Source organism: Streptomyces sp. SP18BB07, assembly GCF_036322545.1.
Lineage (GTDB): Bacteria > Actinomycetota > Actinomycetes > Streptomycetales > Streptomycetaceae > Streptomyces > Streptomyces deccanensis.
In genome coordinates, this window is record NZ_JAQYWT010000348.1 from 129,761 (window position 1) to 147,619 (window position 17,859).

General features: G+C 71.1%; 16 protein-coding genes. 9 read left to right on the plus strand and 7 right to left on the minus strand.

Annotated elements, in window-relative coordinates:
* Window positions 1–128 precede the first annotated feature (128 nt).
* The 4 genes from PUR53_RS34165 to PUR53_RS34180 all read right to left on the minus strand — a co-directional run bounded on the left by PUR53_RS34165 (window position 129) and on the right by PUR53_RS34180 (window position 4,425).
* On the minus strand, window positions 129–1,310 hold the full coding sequence (locus PUR53_RS34165; RefSeq protein ID WP_329896972.1) for an ROK family transcriptional regulator: 1,182 nt from the start codon (window positions 1,308–1,310) through the stop codon (window positions 129–131).
* A 687-nt stretch (window positions 1,311–1,997) separates the two neighbouring features.
* Entirely contained in the window at window positions 1,998–2,672 is a 675-nt protein-coding gene (locus PUR53_RS34170) for a GntR family transcriptional regulator (RefSeq protein ID WP_329896973.1), read from the minus strand.
* Window positions 2,673–2,839: 167 nt separating this feature from the next.
* The gene (locus tag PUR53_RS34175; protein ID WP_329910816.1) at window positions 2,840–3,778 is read right to left on the minus strand and encodes a beta-ketoacyl-ACP synthase III; all 939 of its coding nucleotides are present in this window, start codon (window positions 3,776–3,778) and stop codon (window positions 2,840–2,842) included.
* Window positions 3,779–3,951: 173 nt separating this feature from the next.
* Window positions 3,952–4,425, minus strand: a complete 474-nt coding sequence (locus tag PUR53_RS34180; protein WP_329896975.1) for a hypothetical protein — start codon at window positions 4,423–4,425, stop codon at window positions 3,952–3,954.
* Window positions 4,426–4,598: 173 nt separating this feature from the next.
* Between PUR53_RS34180 and PUR53_RS34185 the strand changes: the two genes are divergently transcribed.
* Both PUR53_RS34185 and PUR53_RS34190 read left to right on the plus strand, forming a co-directional pair.
* Window positions 4,599–5,525, plus strand: coding sequence for a M23 family metallopeptidase (locus tag PUR53_RS34185; RefSeq protein WP_329896976.1), 927 nt, complete (start codon window positions 4,599–4,601; stop codon window positions 5,523–5,525).
* 212 nt (window positions 5,526–5,737) lie between these two features.
* A complete protein-coding gene (locus PUR53_RS34190; RefSeq protein WP_329910817.1) occupies window positions 5,738–6,298 on the plus strand; it encodes a YciI family protein in 561 nt (186 codons plus the stop codon).
* Window positions 6,299–6,353: 55 nt separating this feature from the next.
* On the opposite strand, the gene PUR53_RS34195 is transcribed toward PUR53_RS34190, so the two are convergent.
* Window positions 6,354–7,352, minus strand: coding sequence for a glycosyltransferase family 2 protein (locus PUR53_RS34195; RefSeq protein ID WP_329896978.1), 999 nt, complete (start codon window positions 7,350–7,352; stop codon window positions 6,354–6,356).
* Between the two features lie 112 nt (window positions 7,353–7,464).
* Here PUR53_RS34195 and PUR53_RS34200 point away from each other — a divergent pair, with 112 nt between their 5' ends.
* Together PUR53_RS34200 and PUR53_RS34205 are read left to right on the plus strand one after the other, a co-directional pair.
* Window positions 7,465–7,935 (plus strand): GtrA family protein, encoded by a 471-nt coding sequence (locus tag PUR53_RS34200; RefSeq protein ID WP_329910818.1) that lies wholly within the window; start codon window positions 7,465–7,467, stop codon window positions 7,933–7,935.
* 125 nt (window positions 7,936–8,060) lie between these two features.
* Window positions 8,061–9,500, plus strand: a complete 1,440-nt coding sequence (locus tag PUR53_RS34205) for a hypothetical protein (RefSeq protein ID WP_329910819.1) — start codon at window positions 8,061–8,063, stop codon at window positions 9,498–9,500.
* Window positions 9,501–9,558: 58 nt separating this feature from the next.
* On the opposite strand, the gene PUR53_RS34210 is transcribed toward PUR53_RS34205, so the two are convergent.
* Together PUR53_RS34210 and PUR53_RS34215 are read right to left on the minus strand one after the other, a co-directional pair.
* Window positions 9,559–9,696, minus strand: a complete 138-nt coding sequence (locus PUR53_RS34210; protein WP_239758599.1) for an MFS transporter small subunit — start codon at window positions 9,694–9,696, stop codon at window positions 9,559–9,561.
* Window positions 9,662–10,996, minus strand: coding sequence for an OFA family MFS transporter (locus PUR53_RS34215; RefSeq protein WP_329896981.1), 1,335 nt, complete (start codon window positions 10,994–10,996; stop codon window positions 9,662–9,664). The genes PUR53_RS34210 and PUR53_RS34215 overlap by 35 nt, the downstream gene beginning before the upstream one ends.
* A gap of 222 nt (window positions 10,997–11,218) precedes the next feature.
* Here PUR53_RS34215 and PUR53_RS34220 point away from each other — a divergent pair, with 222 nt between their 5' ends.
* From PUR53_RS34220 to fdhD, 5 genes are read left to right on the plus strand one after another with little or no spacing between them, the layout of a single operon-like run.
* The gene (locus PUR53_RS34220) at window positions 11,219–12,190 is read left to right on the plus strand and encodes a 2-dehydropantoate 2-reductase (RefSeq protein WP_329910820.1); all 972 of its coding nucleotides are present in this window, start codon (window positions 11,219–11,221) and stop codon (window positions 12,188–12,190) included.
* Window positions 12,187–14,115, plus strand: a complete 1,929-nt coding sequence (locus tag PUR53_RS34225; protein ID WP_329910821.1) for a molybdopterin oxidoreductase family protein — start codon at window positions 12,187–12,189, stop codon at window positions 14,113–14,115. The genes PUR53_RS34220 and PUR53_RS34225 overlap by 4 nt, the downstream gene beginning before the upstream one ends.
* Before the next feature lie 6 nt (window positions 14,116–14,121).
* Window positions 14,122–15,954 (plus strand): NAD(P)H-dependent oxidoreductase subunit E, encoded by a 1,833-nt coding sequence (locus PUR53_RS34230; RefSeq protein ID WP_329910822.1) that lies wholly within the window; start codon window positions 14,122–14,124, stop codon window positions 15,952–15,954.
* On the plus strand, window positions 15,951–16,811 hold the full coding sequence (locus PUR53_RS34235; RefSeq protein WP_329896985.1) for a 2Fe-2S iron-sulfur cluster-binding protein: 861 nt from the start codon (window positions 15,951–15,953) through the stop codon (window positions 16,809–16,811). Before PUR53_RS34230 ends, PUR53_RS34235 begins: the two co-directional genes overlap by 4 nt.
* Before the next feature lie 8 nt (window positions 16,812–16,819).
* A complete protein-coding gene (fdhD, locus tag PUR53_RS34240) occupies window positions 16,820–17,692 on the plus strand; it encodes a formate dehydrogenase accessory sulfurtransferase FdhD (RefSeq protein WP_329896986.1) in 873 nt (290 codons plus the stop codon).
* The last annotated feature ends 167 nt before the right edge of the window (window positions 17,693–17,859 follow it).

Below are 17,859 nucleotides of genomic sequence, written 5' to 3' on the forward strand. Positions count from 1 at the left end.
GCGGGCGTGCGGGCCGGTTTCAGGGCGAATCCGTCTGCTGGGCAAGCGTTTCGGGCAGGGCGGAGCAGAGCGCTGTGCTGGTGGGGCCCGGGCGGAGAGAGCCTAGGCGCGTGCGAACGGAAGAGGGCTCACGCGGGTGAGAACAGGTGGTCGCTGATGAGACGGGCCGCGCCGATGACTCCGGCGGTGGGCCCCAACTCCCCCAGCACGATGGGCAGATTGTTCGTCGCGAGGGGCAGTGACTGACGGTAGACCTGGGTGCGGATGGCGGCGAGCAGGGTGTGGCCGAGGCCGGTCACCCCGCCGCCGATCACCACCAGGCCGGGGTTGAAGAAGCTGACGAGTCCGGCGATGACCTGGCCGGTGCGGTTGCCGCCCTCGCGTATCAGGTCGAGCGCGGTGGCGTCGCCGGCGGCGGCCGCGGCGGCCACGTCGACGGCGGTCAGGGTGCCGTTGGCGTCCAGACGCGAGGCGAGTTCCACCGAAAGTCCCTGCTGGGCCGCTTCCTTGGCGTCGCGGGCGAGCGCGGCGCCGCTGAAGTGGGCCTCCAGACAGCCCCGGTTGCCGCAGGCGCAGGGGCGGCCGTCCGGTACGGCGAGGATGTGCCCGATGTCGCCGGCGCTGCCCGTCGTACCGCGGTGGACCTCGCCACCGACGACGATGCCACAGCCGATGCCGGTGCCGATCTTGACGCAGAGGAAGTCGCCCACGGAACGGGCCACGCCCGCGTGCTGCTCCCCCATCGCCATCAGGTTCACGTCGTTGTCGACCATGACGGGGCAGCCGAGTTCCTGACTGAGCGCCTCGCGGACCGGGAACCCGTCCCAGCCCGGCATGATCGGCGGGGCGACCGGGACGCCCTCCGGGAAGCGGACCGGTCCGGGGACGCCGATGCCGGCGCCGTCGAACCCTTCCGCGAGCCCGGAGGCCTTCAGTTTGGCCGCCATGGACAGCACCTGCTCGAAGACGGCGACCGGGCCCTCCCGCACGTCCATCGGCTGGTTGATGTGCCCGAGGATCTCCAACTCGGCGTTGGTGACGGCCACATCGATGGACGTGGCGCCGATGTCGACGCCGAGGAAGCGCAGTTGGGGAGCGAGGCGGATGTTGTGCGACCGGCGGCCACCGCGGGAGGCGGCGAGCCCGTCGGCCACGACCAGTCCCGTCTCCAGGAGCCGATCCACCTCCACGGCCAGCTTCGACCGCGACAGGTCCACCCGATCGCCCAGCTGGGCCCTTGAGTTGGGCCCGCCGTCCCGCAACAGCCGCAGCAGTCGGGCCTGATGCGCGTTCGCGGGTCGAGCCGTCATACGTCTCACAAGCCCCTCCCCGCCTCAACCGGACGCTACGTCAGTCGGGTTCCGGCCACACCGTCGCGACCGACCTTTCGCAGGGGAACGTAGCAGCGGCTGCCGGGGCTGGGAAGAAGTAGCGCACAGATTGCCACCAACTTTCTCCACTCACAGGACAAAGAACCGCACAGCGACCCGCCCCCGCGGGGCGGACCGACGACCATCCCAACCGGCGGCAACGGTCCGGGCCGAGCAACGGCAGCCGAACGTCCACGACTTCAGCGATGCCCACCCACCTGCGACGACCCGTCAGGGGCGACTGACGCAGACGGGCGGGCGACGCAGACGGCGGGCGGCGTAGGCGGGCAGGCGACCTAGCGGGCGGGGGACGCAGGCGCGCGGCGGGTATGGGCGGGCGGCCGACGACAGACGCGCGGGCGACGCAGACATGGCGACCGATGCAGACGCGAGGGCGATGCAGACGCGAGGGCGAGGCAGCCGGGCGGGCGACTGCTGGCGCAGGCGGGCGGCCGACGCAGGCACGTGGGCGACGCAGACCGGCGACCGATGCGGGCGCGCAGGCGACGCAGACGGACGACCGACACGGGCGGGCGGCCGACACGGGCGGGTTGTGGCGGGGTCCGCGGCCGGGGGTGCGGGCGGGCGGGCGACGCAGGCGGGTGCCCGCCCTTGCGTGGGTCTCGGCTACTTCTCCCGCTCGTGGTACGTCTTGCGCGTGTGCTCCGTGTGGGCGCGCATGACCTCGGTCGCTCGGGACTCGTCGCGGGCGGAGATGGCGGCGATCAGATCCCGGTGTTCGATCCAGGACTGGTGGCCGCGCCGGCGGGCGACGGGGGTGTAGTACCAGCGGACGCGGCGGTCGACCTGGGCGGCGAGTTCGGCGAGGACCGTGTTGCCGGCCAGCTCCATGACCTTGGCGTGGAAGCGGGCGTTGAGGGCGACGGTCGCGTCGACGTCGTCGGCCTCGACGGCTCGCTCGCCCTCCGCGCAGAGCTCCTCCAGGGCCGTGATCCCCGCCGTACCGGCGTTCGCCGCGGCGAGCCGGGCGGCTTCGGCCTCCAACAGGGTGCGGACCGTGAGGAGTTGGTCGGCCTCCGCCTCCGTAGGCTCGTGCACGAACGCGCCCTGGGCGGGCCGGAGATCGACCCACCCCTCGGTGTTGAGACGCTGCAGGGCCTCGCGGACGGGCTGCCGGGACACCCCGAGGTGCCCGGCGAGTTCGCTCTCGACCAGGTGCTGGCCGGGGCGCAGCGCGCGCGTGGTGATGAGTTCGAGCAGGGCCTCGTAGACACGGTCGCGCAGTGGACCGGGGCGTTCGAGCTTGGGCACGGCTCCTTGCGGCAGTCCTGCCGACAACATCGCGATCCCCTCCAGAGCGCCACCGGGCACTGCAAACGGAAAGTCGGCCTGAGGCAAATCAAAGGCCAGTATGGATTGGCTTTCGTCTACAGTCTACGGCCCACAATTTCCAGCCCGATGGAGGGTCGGACTCGTCACACCGCCGCACCGCGCCCCGAACATCCTGCTCAGGGGCAGCGGACCACCTGTCCCGCGTAGGACAGGTTGCCGCCGAAACCGAACAGCAGCACGGGATCGCCGGAGGTGATCTCGCCGCGTTCGACGAGCTTGGAGAAGGCGAGGGGGATGCTGGCGGCCGAGGTGTTGCCGGAGTCGACGACGTCCCGGGCGACGACGGCGTTCACCGCGCCGATCTTCTCGGCGAGGGGCTCGATGATGCGCAGATTGGCCTGGTGGAGGACGACCGCGGCGAGGTCGGCGGGGGTGAGTCCGGCCTTCTCGCAGGCGGCGCGGGCGAGGGGCGGCAGCTTGGTGGTGGCCCAGCGGTAGACGCTCTGCCCCTCCTGTGCGAAGCGCGCGGGGGTGCCCTCGATCCGTACGGCGTTGCCCATCTCGGGCACCGATCCCCACAGCACCGGCCCGATGCCGGGCTCCTCGGCCGCCTCGACGACGGCGGCGCCCGCTCCGTCCCCGACGAGAACACAGGTCGTACGGTCGGTCCAGTCGGCGACCTCGGACATCTTGTCGGCGCCGATGACGAGCGCCCGGGTGGCGGCGCCCGCCCGCACGGCGTGGTCGGCGGTGGCGAGGGCGTGGGTGAATCCGGCGCAGACGACGTTGACGTCCATGGCGGCCGGGTTCGGGATGGAGAGCCGGTTCGCGACGCGGGCCGCCATGTTCGGGGATCGGTCGACGGCGGTGGAGGTGGCGACCACGACCAGGTCGATGGCCTCCGGACCGAGTCCGGCGGCGGCGAGCGCCTTGGCGGCGGCGTGCCCGGCCAGCTCGTCCACCGGCTCGTCGGGTCCCGCGATGTGCCGGGTGCGGATGCCCACTCTGCTCGTGATCCACTCGTCACTGGTGTCGACCAGACCCGCCAGGTCCTCGTTGGTGAGGACCTTGGTGGGCTGGTAATGGCCGACGGCGGCGATCCGCGAGCCGTTCATGGGTGGTTCCCCTCGTTGCCTGTGGTCAGCGGGATCCACCAGTCTGATCAGTGACCCACGGGTACGAGGACGGGTGAGGCGACAGTAAAGCGCGGGCCGAGTTGTGGGCTTCTGTCAGACCCGCGACGCGTTCCGGCCCCGTGGCGAGTCTGTTCCGTGACCGCGCTCACCCCCTAGCAGAGATCGAGGCTGTGGAAGTCGTACGTCGCGTAGTCCGGGAAGTTGTAGATGACGCCGTCCGGAGGGGTGGAGGACGAGTACCTGGGACCCCAGAAACGGACGTGCGCTCCGCCGGTCTGGTTGTTGCGAACAGCGAGCGCGTCGATGAAGTTCGAGAGCGACCGCGTATCGCACTTGTACAGGTGGAAGATGCTGAGCTTGCCGTCGCCCTGGCCGATCGACACGCAGGCGATTCCCGATGCCGCGGAGCATATCCGCAGCCGATCGTCCCGCTGGTCGGCCGGTATGTCCCGCCATACGAACTCGCCCGGCAACAGCGGGGAGATCTGCGGTGTCCAGGCGGCCGTTCCGGTCGTACCGTTCGACGCTGCCTGTGCCGGCGCCTGCGCCGCCAGCGGCAGGGCCACTGCGGCGACCATCGTCGCGACCATCGCGGCCGCCCGCTTGCTGATCCTTCTCAACCTCATGTGATCTCCTCCGTAGCCGCGACCGATGCGGCTGTGAACCGACGGTGCGCAAGCTAGCCGTGGGACGGCGGGACAGGGCATCCGGAACGTGCGGGAGTACGTTTCCCCGCCGCATCGGGCACCGTGGCGACGCGACGGCCACGGAGATCGGTGACGGGGAGGGGTGGGGCTACATGCGGTTCCGACGAGGGAGAGGGCCGGGCTGGGGGGCCGGGGTTCTGGCCGTGCTCGTGGCGCTCTTGGCGACTCTGGTGGCCACGGCGCCGGCCACATCCGCCGCGCCGGCCGCGCCGGCCGCCAGACCCGACTTCAGACTGCCCTTCGCCTGTGGGCAGACGTGGCAGCTGCAGACGTACCGGGGCCATGCGCCCGAGGACAAGAAGCTCGACATGTACCGGGTCGGCGGGAACACCCTCGGCTCCCTGGTGGCCGCGTCCGCGGCCGGCACGGTCACCGAGTTCTTCGAGCCGGGCGGCCTGGAGATCAACCACGGCAACGGCTGGTTCACGGTCTATCTGCACATGGACCGCAGAGACGTACGCGTCGGGCAGCAGGTCGCCTCCGGGGCCACGCTGGGGCGGCTGGGCCTGGTCGGTACCACCTCGGCCCACCTGCACTACGAGCAGCTCTACGACACCAACGGCGACAACAACGGCGAGAACGACGAGATAGTCCACCCGGTGATCCAGGGCACCGAGTACCGGCTCTCACCGGACAGCAACTTCCCCCAGGTGACCAGCACCAACGCCTGCGGCGGCGGGGGCGGTGACCCCGCGCGGTACTGGGTGGACACCTTCGCCGACGCGACCGGTTACGCCGCCGTCGACTGCGTCGGCGACAGCAGGCCCGAGTGCGCACCCCAGGGCAAGCTGTACAAGGGCACCAACTACGTCCTGTGCAAGAAGTGGGGGGACAAGGTACAGGTGGGCACCTCGTACAACCACTACTGGCTGCTGACCGATCTCGACGAGGTGGCGCCCGGTGGGAAGGGCCGTGCCTATGTGTCGGCGTACTACCTCCAGCGCTGGGGGAACGACGAGGCGAAGGACAACGACGGCCGGGTCATCCGCGACTGCAACCCCGACGAAGTCCCCAGGTGACGTCTCAGGACCCAACGGACAGCACCGGCGCCCTCCGCACCCGGGTGAGCAAGCTCTCTCGCGGTGTGGAGGGCGCGCTGGTGTGTGTCGGCGCCCGTCCCCGTCCAATGGCCTGGGTGCGGGGTCGTCCGCGGGCGCCGCGCCGAAGGCCGCCGCGCCCACGTTCTTGAACTCCGTTGCACTGCCGCACGGATGTCGGGGAGGGTCGGGCCATGGAGTACTTCTGCTACCACCGCGATCGGCTCGGATCCCTCCCCCTGCGCGAGGAGTTGACGGAAGCGCACTGGTCCTACATGGACGGGTACGAGAAGGAGCTGATCGCTCGCGGTCCGACCTTCGCCGCTGACGGCGAGACACCCACCGGCAGCGTCCACATCGTCGACCTGCCCGATGCCGCCGCCGCCCGCGCGTTCGCCTTCGACGAACCCAACTACCAGGCCGGCGCGTTTCGGGACGTGCTGGTGCGCCGGTGGCGCAACCTGCTGGGGCGGACCATGTGGGAGTTCCCCGGCGGCGCGAGCGGCGGCAACCGCTACCTGGTGCTCGGTCTGGGTTCGGGTCGGGCCGCCGACGCCGACGTGCCGTCCGACCGCCCGTCCGACCGGGACGACCTGATCGCGTACGGTCCGCTGCTGTCCGACGACGGCGCCACATGGCTGGGAACGGCGGTACTGCTCCGCGCCCCGGACCCGGCGACGGCACGCACCGTACTGACCGCCGACCGGTACGCCGACATCGAGGTCCACGCCTGGGAGTTCGGCGGACGCCGCTGACGGTTCGGGCCGCGTGATCCGTGGGTCCAGCTGCGGCGCCGCGCGCCCCGGTCCGTCAGCGACGCCCCGGGGTGTTCCTGGCGGGCACGGGGCCGGTGCCGGGGCGGGGCCCGATGTGGCGCGGTGGGCGGCCCGGTGCCGCGTAGGCGAGGTGCACGAGCCGGGAGTGTTCCTGACGCATGTGCATGAGGGACTCGAGGATGTACCCGACGAGCAGCACGAGCACGGCGATCGTCATGATCGCGGCGGCGAGGATCGCCGTGGGGATGCGCGGCACGGTGCCCGTGCGGATGAAGTCGGCGATGACGGGGATGCCGAGGACGACCGAGACAAGGGCGAGGAGCCCCGCGACCACGGCGTGGACGAGCGAGGGCCGCTCGCGCCGGGCGAGGTCGAGGATGACCCGCAGGATGCGCCAGCCGTCCCGGAAGGTGTGCAGTTTGCTCTCGCTCCCGGCGGGTCTGACCCGGTAGTCCACCTCCACCTCGGCCGTGGGAAGCCGGAGGTGGAGCGCGTGGACCGTCATCTCGGTCTCGGTCTCGAACTGGCGGGCGAGCGCCGGGAAGGACTTGACGAAGCGGCGCGAGAAGACGCGGTAGCCGCTCAGCATGTCGGTCACGTCGTTGCCGAACAGGAACCGCACCGCGCCCGTGAGCAGCCGGTTGCCGGTCGCGTGCCCCATCCGGTAGGCGGCGCTGACCGTCTCGCGGCGGGCGCCGACCACCTGGTCGTAGGGCCCCTCGAAGAGCAGGTTGACCAGGTCCCGGGCCCGGGAGGCGTCATAGGTGTCGTCACCGTCGATGAGGAGCAGGGCGTCGGCGTCGACATCGGCGAAAGCACGCCGGATGACGTTGCCCTTGCCCTTGCGCGGTTCCTCCCGGACGATCGCGCCCGCGTCACGGGCGACCTCCACCGTGCGGTCGGTCGAGGCGTTGTCATACACGTAGATGTCGGCCTCGGGGAGCGCCATCCTCAGGTCGCGCACGACCTTGCCGACGGTGGCCTCCTCGTTGTGACACGGCACGACACACGCGATCGTCGGTTGCACGGCCACTCCCTACCTGACCCGGCGTCGGATGACGACAGAATTTCGGATGACGATAGGAAATAATGCGTTATGGGCGCGTCCGGGTGGTCGGGGCGCGCCGGGTCGTTACTCTCGCCGTGTGCTGGTCCTCGTATCCATGGCGCTGCGGGTGCGCGACGCCGTCCTGGGCGTCTGGCGCGAGGCCGCCACGTTCGGGGTCGTCGGGGCGCTGGCCTTCGTGGTGGACAACGGCGGCTACAACCTGCTGGTGTTCGGCCTTCCCGGCGGCGCGGAGGGCGGGGTGATGCGGTCCGCCCCCGTGTGGGCCTCCGTCGTCGCGACGGGCGCGGCGGCGCTCTTCAGCTGGGCGGGGAACCGCTACTGGACCTACCGCCGACGGCATCGCGAGAACATGACACAGGAACTGGCCCTGTTCCTGTTCGTGAACGTGGTCGGTGTCGCCATCACCGCGGGCACGGTCTTCGTTTCGCGGCAGCTGCTCGGGCTGGATTCGATGGCCGGCGACAACACCGCCCGCGTCCTCGGCTGGGTCCTCGCCACCCTCTTCCGCTTCTTCACCTACCGACGCTACGTCTTCGTCGCAGCCTGACCCGCGCCACGCCCCTGACCCGCGGTCGCACCCTGACCCGCGGTCGCACCCCGACCCGCGTCGCAGCCTGGTCCACGTCGCGCCCTGCCCCGTACGGCCCTGTCGGCGCTGTTAGCATCCGCCGCATGGGACAAAAGGTGCGCATTCGGGGCGAAAAGCACTGGAACTGGTGGCTGGCCGCTGTCGCCGCGGTGTGCTGCCTGACCACGGCCATCGTCTTCAACCCCGGGTACATGAGTCCCGACAGCATCGACCAGCTCCAGCAGGCCATGGGCAGAACGCCGCTGACCGACTGGCATCCGCCCGTGCTGAGCCTGGTGTGGCGCGCGCTCATCGCCGTCACCGGCACGCCCGCGGCCATGGCGGTCCTCCAGTCCGTCGTCCTGTGGGGCGCGCTGTGGGTGCTCGCCCGCTGCGTCTGGGAGCTGACCGCGAGCCGTGCCGGTTCGCTCGCCGTCCTCGGCCTCGGAATGACTCCCCCCGTGCTGACGTTCGTCGGCGTGGTGTGGAAGGACGTCCACGCGGCGTGCGCGCTGCTGGCGGCCTGCGCGGTGGCCTTCGTGGGGCTGTTGCTGCGGGACCGGGGCTTCTCCACCAGGATGCGCTGGGGTCTGCTCTGGCTGGGCGTGCTCTTCCTCTCCTACGCCGTGCTCGTGCGCAAGAACGCCTTCCTCGCCGCGATCCCGATGTTCGTCCTGCTCGTCCTCGCGCTGTGGCGCTCCCCCGGGCGCCGCACGTGGGCCGCGTGCACGGCGGCGCTGGTGGCGGCGGTCGTCGTGCCCGCCGCCGCGATCTCGCTGTTCGCGCGGCCCGCGCAGACGGATCAGGGCGCGCAGATCCTGCTCGACGATCTCGTCCACGTCCTGACCGTGGAGGAACTGCGGTCGGCCGACGTCCGGCCCGACCTGCGGGACCGCCTGGTGGCCGCCGCCGAGGAGTGCGACCGCGTCGACGCCCTGTCGGACGCCTACTGGGCCTGCTACCAGCGCTCGGCGGACGGACTGTCCCGGGACGCGGACCAACTCACCTCCCTGTGGCTGCGCGAGATGCGCGGACACGTCTCCGGCTATCTCCAGTACCGGCTGCGGGTCTTCACCGCCCTGCTCTTCGAGACGGGCTACGTCTACCAGCCGGGGGTCTTCGGCAACGACCTCGGCATTGACGTGACCCGCCCCCGGCTGGAAGCCATCCTCGCCTCGTACGTCAACGGCACGGCCACCGACCTGAAGCCGCTCTTCCGGGGGTGGTTCTGGCTCGCTGTCGCGCTCGTGCTCGCCGTCCGTCCGGGCAAGGGGACGTTCTCCCTGCCGATCCGGGCGCTGGGCATCAGCTCGGTGGCGTACGTGCTCGGCTATCTGCCCATCGTGCCGGCGACGAACTACCGCTACGTCTACTGGCCGGCGCTCGCCTGCGCGCTCGGCCTCCTCCTGCTCTGGCTGGACCGCGCCAGGCCGGGCCGGTCCACGGCAGGCTCGGGCGTCCGGCGCGACAGCGCCGCCGTCACCGTCCCCAGCGGCGTGACGGCGCATCAGCCGACGGCCCCCGAGGAGCAGCCCCCGGCGTGACTGTGCCGATGCCGGGGCCCCGGCATCGGCACAGCGTGGTCGGACGTGGTCGGAGCCCTCAGCCGGTGAACAACTGCGTGGCCTTCCGTACGAGTTCGTACAGCCCGTAGGCGAGCGGTACGCCCACCCAGATCCACGCGAAGGCGATCAGCGGGCGCCGGTCAGGCGGGTTCGGACTGCTGTCGCTGGACGACATCGGCGGCCTCCCTCGGGGCGGGGATGTGGAAGCGGGGGTGGACGGGGCGGACCAGTTCGTTGGCGACGAAGCCGATCACGAGCAGCCCGATCATGATGAAGAAGGACGTGCCGTAGAGGTCGGAGCCGGACTTGCCCGCCTCCTCCTGCCGGTCGGCGATCCAGTTGACGATCAGCGGTCCGAGGACACCGGCCGTGGACCAGGCGGTGAGCAGTCGGCCGTGGATGGCGCCGACCTGGTAGGTGCCGAAGAGGTCCTTCAGATAGGCGGGGATGGTGGCGAAGCCACCGCCGTAGAAGGACAGGATCACCAGGGCGCAGACCACGAACAGGGGCTTGGAGGCGTCGCCGAACTGCGCGATCAGCAGATACATCAGCGCGCCGACGCCGAGGTAGACGCGGTAGATGTTCTTGCGTCCGATGAGGTCGGACGTCGAGGACCAGACGATACGGCCGGTCATGTTGGCCGCGGAGAGCAGCGCGACGAATCCGGCGGCCGCGGTGACGGTGACCGGGGTGGAGGAGTCGGCGAAGAAGTCCGTGATCATCGGGGCGGCCTTCTCCAGGATGCCGATGCCCGCGGACACGTTCATGCAGAGGATGACCCACAGACACCAGAACTGCGGGGTGCGGATGGCGTTGCGGGCCGAGACCTGCGGACCCGCGAGGACGCTCGGCCCGCTGTCGACCGGCCTCTCCGTGCGCGGCACCCGGACCAGCAGCACGCCGAGCAGCATGAACACGGCGTACGACAGCCCGTGCACCAGGAAGGCCAGGGCGATGCCGGAGGAGTCGGCGCCGAAGGACTCCAGCATCTGGGCGGACCAGGGCGAGGCGATCAGCGCGCCGCCGCCGAAGCCCATGATCGCGATGCCGGTGGCCATGCCGGGTCGGTCCGGGAACCACTTGATCAGGGTCGAGACGGGCGAGATGTAGCCGATGCCGAGGCCGATGCCGCCGACGAAGCCGTAGCCGAAGACGATCAGCCAGTACTGCTCGGTGGCCGCGCCGAGGGAGGCGAGCAGGAAGCCGGACGAGAAGCAGATCAGCGCCACGGTCATCGCCCAGCGCGGCCCGTTGCGCTCGACGAGGGTGCCGCCGAACGCGGCGGACAGGCCCAGCATGACGATGCCCAGCTGGAAGGGCAGGGCGCTCTGGGTGCCGCTGAGGCCGAGGGCGGATTCGAGCGGCGGCTTGAACACGCTCCAGGCGTAGGCCTGTCCGATGGAGAGATGCACGGAGAGTGCGGCCGGGGGAACGAGCCAACGGCTCCAGCCCGGGGGTGCGACGGGGGGACTCATGATCCCGGACGGTAGGGAGTGGCGGGGGAGTTGAGAAGGCGGCACGTCGACCGTGTGCGATGAACGGTATCCACCGCGCGCCGAACGGTTGCGCGAACCCTTGTCGGCCCAACTTCCATACTGTAGACAATATTTCGTCGACAGATTTTCCCAGCGCCCAGGGCAGCGCAGCTCGGTGCGCCATCTCCGCGGTATCCCTCGACCGAACGGAGCTCCCTCACCATGAAAGTCGCAGTTCTCGGCGCCGGTGCGATCGGCGCCTATGTCGGCGCCGCGCTCCACCGCGCCGGCGCGGACACGCATCTCGTCGCCCGTGGACCGCATCTCGCGGCCATGAGGCGGGACGGGGTGCGCGTGCTCAGCCCGCGCGGGGACTTCACCGCCCGCGCCCACGCCACCGACGACCCGGCCGAGATCGGCCCGGTCGACTTCGTGTTCCTCGGCCTCAAGGCCAACTCGTACGCGGCGTGCGGGCCGCTGATCGAGCCCCTGCTGCACAGCACCACGGCGGTGATTGCCGCCCAGAACGGCATCCCCTGGTGGTACTTCCACCGGCACGGCGGCCCACACGACGGCCACCGCGTCGAGAGCGTGGACCCCGGCGGCGCGGTCAGTGCGGTGCTCGCGCCGGAACGGGCCATCGGCTGTGTCGTCTACGCGGCCACCGAGCTCGAAGGGCCGGGCGTCGTACGGCACTTGGAAGGCACCCGGTTCTCCATCGGCGAGCCCGACCGCAGCGTGTCCAAGCGCTGCCTCGACTTCAGCGAGGCGATGACGGCCGGCGGCCTGAAGTGTCCGGTGGAACCCGACATCCGGGGCGACATCTGGATCAAGCTGCTCGGCAACATCTCGTTCAACCCGATCAGCGCCCTGGCCCGCGCGACCATGCGGCAGATGTGTCTGCACGGCGGCACCCGCAAGGTCATCGAGACGATGATGGCCGAGACACTGGCCGTCGCCGAGGCCCTGGGCTGCGAGGTCGGGGTCTCCATCGAACGGCGGATGGCCGGCGCCGAACGCGTCGGCGACCACCGCACCTCCACGCTCCAGGACCTGGAGCGCGGCAAACCGCTGGAACTCGACGTCCTCCTGGCCGCCGTCGTCGAACTGGCGGACATCACGGGCGTCGAGGTGCCCACACTCCGCACCGTCCACGCCATCTCGGACCTGCTCGCGTTGAGGAGCGCCGCGTGAAGAACCGGCAGAACCGGCAACCGAAGGCCTACACCCGGCTCACCCACCCCCTCGTCCGTGACTCCCGCGACGAGCCCTTCCGGCAGGCGAGTTGGGAGGAGGCACTGGACCGGGCCGCCCGTGGCATCGAGCGCAACCGCGGCGCGTTCGGCATGTTCTCCTGCGCCCGCGCCACCAACGAGATGAACTACGTGGCGCAGAAGTTCGCCCGCGTGGTCATGGGCACCAACAACGTCGACTCCTGCAACCGCACCTGCCACGCCCCGAGCGTGGCCGGCCTGTCGGCGGCGTTCGGCTCCGGCGGCGGCACCTCGTCCTACGAGGAGATCGAGCACACCGACGTCGTCGTGATGTGGGGGTCCAACGCCCGCTTCGCGCACCCGATCTTCTTCCAGCACGTGCTGAAGGGGATACGCAACGGCGCCCGGATGTACGCGGTCGACCCGCGCCGGACCTCCACCGCCGAGTGGGCGGAGAGCTGGCTGGGACTGAACGTCGGCACCGACATCCCCATGGCCCACGCGATCGGCCGCGAGATCATCCACGCGGGCCTCGCCAACGAGGCGTTCATCCGGCGGGCCACCACCGGTTTCGAGGAGTACAAGACGCTCGTCGAACCCTGGACGCTCTCCCTCGCCGAGAAGGTGACGGGCGTACCGGCCGCCGCCATCAAGGAGTTGGCGCACGCCTACGCCCGCGCCGAGCGCGCCCAGCTGTGCTGGACGCTCGGCATCACCGAGCACCACAACGGCACCGACAACGTCCGCGCGCTGATCAACCTCTCGCTGCTGACCGGGCACGTGGGCCGCTACGCCTCCGGGTTGCAACCCCTGCGCGGCCAGAACAACGTGCAGGGCGGCGGCGACATGGGCGCCATACCCAACCGGCTGCCCGGCTTCCAGGACATCCTCGACCCCGGCACCCGGCTGAAGTTCGAGTCGGCGTGGGACACCGTCATCCAGCCGCACTACGGGCTGAACCTGACGGAGATGTTCGAGGCCATGGAGGAGGGCTCGCTGAAGGCCGTGTACTGCATCGGGGAGAACCCGGCGCAGTCCGAGGCCGACAGCGAGCAGGCCGTCCGGCGCATGCAGGAGCTGGACTTCCTCGTCGTGCAGGACATCTTCCTCACCAGGACCGCCGAGTTGGCCGATGTCGTGCTGCCGGCGACCGCCGGGTGGGCGGAGACGGACGGCACGACCACCAACAGCGAACGGCGCGTCCAGCGGGTGCGCAAGGCGGTCACCCCGCCCGGGGAGGCCCGCGAGGACATCGACATCATCTGCGACCTGGCCGCACGGCTCGGGCACGAGTGGAAGTACGCCGACGCCGAGGCCGTCTGGAACGAGCTGCGGTCGGTGTCGCCGGACCACTACGGGATGACGTACGAGCGGCTGGAGGAGCACCAGGGCATCCAGTGGCCCTGCCCGGACACCGACGGCCTCGAACCGACGTACCTGCACGGCCGGTTGTGGGATCCGGACCCGGCGCGGCGCGGCAGACTCGCGCCCTTCGGGATCGTGCGGCACGATCCGCCGGTCGATCTGACGGACGAGCGGTTCCCGATCCGGCTCACCACCGGGCGGCGGCTGGACTCGTACAACACCGGTGTGCAGAGCGGGGGTTACGCCTCGCCGCTGCGGCGCGGGGAGTACATCGAGCTGTGCCCGGAGGACGCCGAGCGCTACGGGGTCGTGGTGGGCGAGGAGGTCCAGGTCTCCTCGCGGCGCGGATCGGTGGTGGCGCCGGTCTGGATCGACCTCGGGCTGCGGCCGGGCCTCGCCTTCATGACCATGCACTTTCCCGACGAGGTGGACACCAACCAGCTGACGATCGAGGCCAACTGCCCGATCGCGGGGACGGCGGAGTTCAAGGCGTCGGCGATCCGGATCGAGAAGCTGCCCGTCGCGACCATCGTGAGGTGACACAGAGTGGACCTGCACTTCGGTGACAGCAAACCGACGGACGAGGAGAAGGCGGCGGTCGACGCGCTGCTCGGGCCGCCGGAGTCCTCCTGGGAGGGCGCGGCCCGCGACGAGATGCGAGCCGCCGACCTGCGGTGGGCACGAGGCGGCCGGGAGGCCCGGGAGCGCCGTGATCTGCTGTTGCCGGGGCTGCACGCGATCAACGACCGGATCGGCTGGATCAGCGAGGGCGCGCTGGACTACCTCTGCCGCCGGCTGACCGTGCCGCCGGCGGAGGCGTACGGCGTGGCCACCTTCTACGCGATGTTCTCGGTCAAGCCGCGCCCCGCGACCGTGCTGCACGTCTGCACGGACCTGGCGTGCGCGGCGGCCGGGGCGGCCGACCTGTGCGCCGGGGTCGAGGCCCGCCTCGGTCTCGGCAGCGGGGTGAGCGTGGAGCGCGGCCCGTGCCTCGGGCTGTGCGAACGGGCCCCGGCCGCACTCGCGATCAAGGCAGGGGACCCGGTGCGTACGGCGGTGGCGGCGCCCGCGACCGTCGAGGCGGCCGTCCTCGCGGCGAGCGCGCCCGACTCGGCGGAGGAGGAACCACCGGCGGCCATGGCGGTGCCCCAGGCCGGGGACCCTTCGCTGACCCTGCTGGGCCGGGTCGGCGTCATCGATCCGTCCTCGCTCGACGACTACCGGGCCCACGGCGGCTACACGGCCCTGCGCCGGGCCTTCGAGCTCGGCCCCGCCGGTGTCATCCGCGAGGTCACCGACTCGGGCCTGGTCGGGCGGGGCGGCGCAGCCTTCCCCACCGGCCGGAAGTGGCAGGCCACGGCGGCGCAGCCCGACCATCCGCACTTCCTCGTCTGCAACGCGGACGAATCCGAGCCGGGCACCTTCAAGGACCGGGTGCTCATGGAGGGGGACCCGTTCTCCCTGGTCGAGGCGATGACGATCGCCGGGTACGCCACCGGCGCGCACCAGGGCTACCTGTATCTGCGCGGTGAGTACCCGCGGGCCCTCGCCCGCCTGGAGAACGCCCTCGCGCAGTGCCGGGCCCGGGGGCTGCTCGGCGACGACGTCCTCGGGCAGGGGTACGCCTTCGACATCGAGATCCGCCGGGGCGCCGGGGCGTACATCTGCGGCGAGGAGACGGCGCTCTTCAACTCCATCGAGGGGTACCGGGGCGAGCCGCGCTCGAAGCCGCCGTTCCCCGTGGAGAAGGGCCTGTTCGGCAAACCGACGGTGGAGAACAACGTCGAGACGCTGGTCAACGTCCTGCCGATCCTGATGATGGGCGCCCCGGCGTACGCGGCGATCGGCACCGCCCGCTCCACCGGGCCGAAGCTGTTCTGCGTGTCGGGCAGCGTCGACCGGCCCGGCATCTACGAGCTGCCCTTCGGGGCGACCCTCGGCGACCTGCTGACGCTCGCCGGGGTACGGGACCGGCTCCGGGCCGTCCTCCTCGGCGGCGCGGCCGGCGGTTTCGTACGGCCCGACGAGCTGGACCTCCCGCTCACCTTCGAGGGGACGCGGGAGGCGGGCACCACGCTCGGCTCGGGGGTGGTGATGGCCTTCGACGACACGGTCCCGCTGCCCCGGCTGCTGCTGCGGATCGCGGAGTTCTTCCGCGACGAGTCCTGCGGGCAGTGCGTGCCGTGCCGCGTCGGGACCGTACGGCAGGAGGAGGCGCTGCACCGGATCGCCGAGCGGACCGGGGCGGCCGCGGCCGGGGACATCGCCCTGCTCAGGGAGGTCGGCCGCGCCATGCGGGACGCCTCCATCTGCGGTCTCGGACAGACCGCGTGGAACGCCGTGGAATCCGCCATCGACCGTCTGGGGGCGTACGAATGACCGTGATCCCGCTGGGAGTGCCGCGTCGCCTGCTGGAGTTCACCCTCGACGGGGAGCCGGTGCGGGCGCCCGAGGGCTCGACGATCCTGGACGCCTGCCGGGCCGCCGGCAAGGACGTGCCCACCCTGTGCGAGGGCGACACCCTCACCCCGAAGAACGCCTGCCGGGTCTGTGTCGTCGAGGTCGAGGGCGCCAGGACCCTCGTCCCCGCCTGCTCCCGCAAGGCCGAGCCCGGGATGGAGGTACGCACGGACACCGAGCGCGCCCGGCACAGCCGCAAGATCGTCCTCGAACTCCTCGCGTCGTCGGTCGATCTCTCGACGACCCCGAAGGTCGCGGAGTGGCTCAAGGAGTACGAGGCGAAACCGGACCGCTTCGGCCCGGACGCGGCCCGGCTGAACGAGGAGCCGAAGGTCGACAACGAGCTCTACGTCCGGGACTACGACAAGTGCATCCTGTGTTACAAGTGCGTGGACGCCTGTGGGGAGCAGTGGCAGAACACGTTCGCGATCTCCGTCGCGGGCCGGGGTTTCGACGCCCGGATCGCCGTGGAGCACGACGCACCCCTCACCGACTCGGCCTGTGTGTACTGCGGCAACTGCATCGAGGTGTGCCCGACGGGCGCGCTGTCCTTCAAGTCGGAGTTCGACATGCGGGCGGTCGGCTCCTGGGACGAGGCGGCGCAGACGGAGACGACCACGGTGTGCGCGTACTGCGGTGTGGGATGCAACCTCACACTCCATGTGCAGGACAATGAGATCGTGAAGGTCACCTCGCCGCACGACAACCCGGTGACCCACGGCAACCTCTGCATCAAGGGCCGCTTCGGCTACCAGCACGTACAGAACCGGGACTGAGACACGACATGGGACGAGTCACGGAACGACGCAAGGTGATCCGCATCCGGGACGGCGCGGTCTCCACCCGCCCGGACACGCTCGTCGCCGAGGAACCGATGGAGATCCGGCTGAACGGCAAGCCGCTCGCGATCACCATGCGCACCCCGGGCGACGACTTCGCCCTCGCGGCGGGGTTCCTGGTCAGCGAAGGGGTGCTCGCCGAGCGGTCGGACCTGCAGAACATCGTCTACTGCGCGGGCGCGACGGAGGACGGTTCGAACACGTACAACGTGGTGGACGTGAGGACCGCGCCCGGGGTGGCCGTCCCCGACATCACCCTCGAACGCAACGTCTACACGACCTCGTCCTGCGGGCTGTGCGGCAAGGCGTCGCTGGACGCCGTCCGGACGACCGCCCGGTGGGCCGTCGACGACACGCACGGCGGTGACGCTCCCCCGGTCCGGCTCGACCCCGACCTCCTCGCGGGCCTCCCCGACCGGCTCCGCGCGGCCCAGCGGGTCTTCGACCGGACCGGGGGGCTGCACGCGGCGGCCCTGTTCAGCGAGGACGGCGAACTGCTCGACGTACGGGAGGACGTCGGGCGGCACAACGCGGTGGACAAGCTGGTGGGGCGGGCCCTGCAGAGCGGGGCGCTGCCGCTGTCGAGGGCCGTGCTGCTGGTGTCGGGGCGGGCCTCGTTCGAGCTGGCGCAGAAGGCGGTGATGGCGGGGATTCCGGTGCTGGCGGCGGTGTCGGCGCCGTCGTCCCTCGCGGTGGACCTGGCGGCGGAGACCGGGTTGACGCTGGTGGGGTTCCTGCGGGGCGCCTCCATGAACGTGTACGCGGGCGAGCACCGCATCGCTCTGCGGGCCGCGGCCGGGGTCGACCAGAGCGGCTGAGCGGTGCCTCCGCGACACGGCGGCGGGGCCCCTTGCGGCGGGGAGCGCCCCCTGCGCCCTCGGGGCTCCGCCTTTCGCTCCGCTTTCGACGCCGCCGGGTACGCGCCATAGGTCCACCGGTTTCGTCGGCGGGTGCGGGTGGGGGGGGGCCGGGCGCGGCGGGGCCC

Bases quoted from the DNA above. Each gene is read 5' to 3' on its own strand.
- PUR53_RS34210 (WP_239758599.1), bottom strand. From the start codon at position 9,696: ATGTCGTCCAGCGACAGCAGTCCGAACCCGCCTGACCGGCGCCCGCTG.
- PUR53_RS34175 (WP_329910816.1), bottom strand. From the start codon at position 3,778: ATGAACGGCTCGCGGATCGCCGCCGTCGGCCATTACCAGCCCACCAAG.
- PUR53_RS34165 (WP_329896972.1), bottom strand. From the start codon at position 1,310: ATGACGGCTCGACCCGCGAACGCGCATCAGGCCCGACTGCTGCGGCTG.
- PUR53_RS34215 (WP_329896981.1), bottom strand. From the start codon at position 10,996: ATGAGTCCCCCCGTCGCACCCCCGGGCTGGAGCCGTTGGCTCGTTCCC.
- fdhD (WP_329896986.1), top strand. From the start codon at position 16,820: ATGGGACGAGTCACGGAACGACGCAAGGTGATCCGCATCCGGGACGGC.
- PUR53_RS34220 (WP_329910820.1), top strand. From the start codon at position 11,219: ATGAAAGTCGCAGTTCTCGGCGCCGGTGCGATCGGCGCCTATGTCGGC.
- PUR53_RS34235 (WP_329896985.1), top strand. From the start codon at position 15,951: ATGACCGTGATCCCGCTGGGAGTGCCGCGTCGCCTGCTGGAGTTCACC.
- PUR53_RS34170 (WP_329896973.1), bottom strand. From the start codon at position 2,672: ATGTTGTCGGCAGGACTGCCGCAAGGAGCCGTGCCCAAGCTCGAACGC.
- PUR53_RS34205 (WP_329910819.1), top strand. From the start codon at position 8,061: ATGGGACAAAAGGTGCGCATTCGGGGCGAAAAGCACTGGAACTGGTGG.
- PUR53_RS34180 (WP_329896975.1), bottom strand. From the start codon at position 4,425: ATGAGGTTGAGAAGGATCAGCAAGCGGGCGGCCGCGATGGTCGCGACG.
- PUR53_RS34190 (WP_329910817.1), top strand. From the start codon at position 5,738: ATGGAGTACTTCTGCTACCACCGCGATCGGCTCGGATCCCTCCCCCTG.
- PUR53_RS34185 (WP_329896976.1), top strand. From the start codon at position 4,599: ATGCGGTTCCGACGAGGGAGAGGGCCGGGCTGGGGGGCCGGGGTTCTG.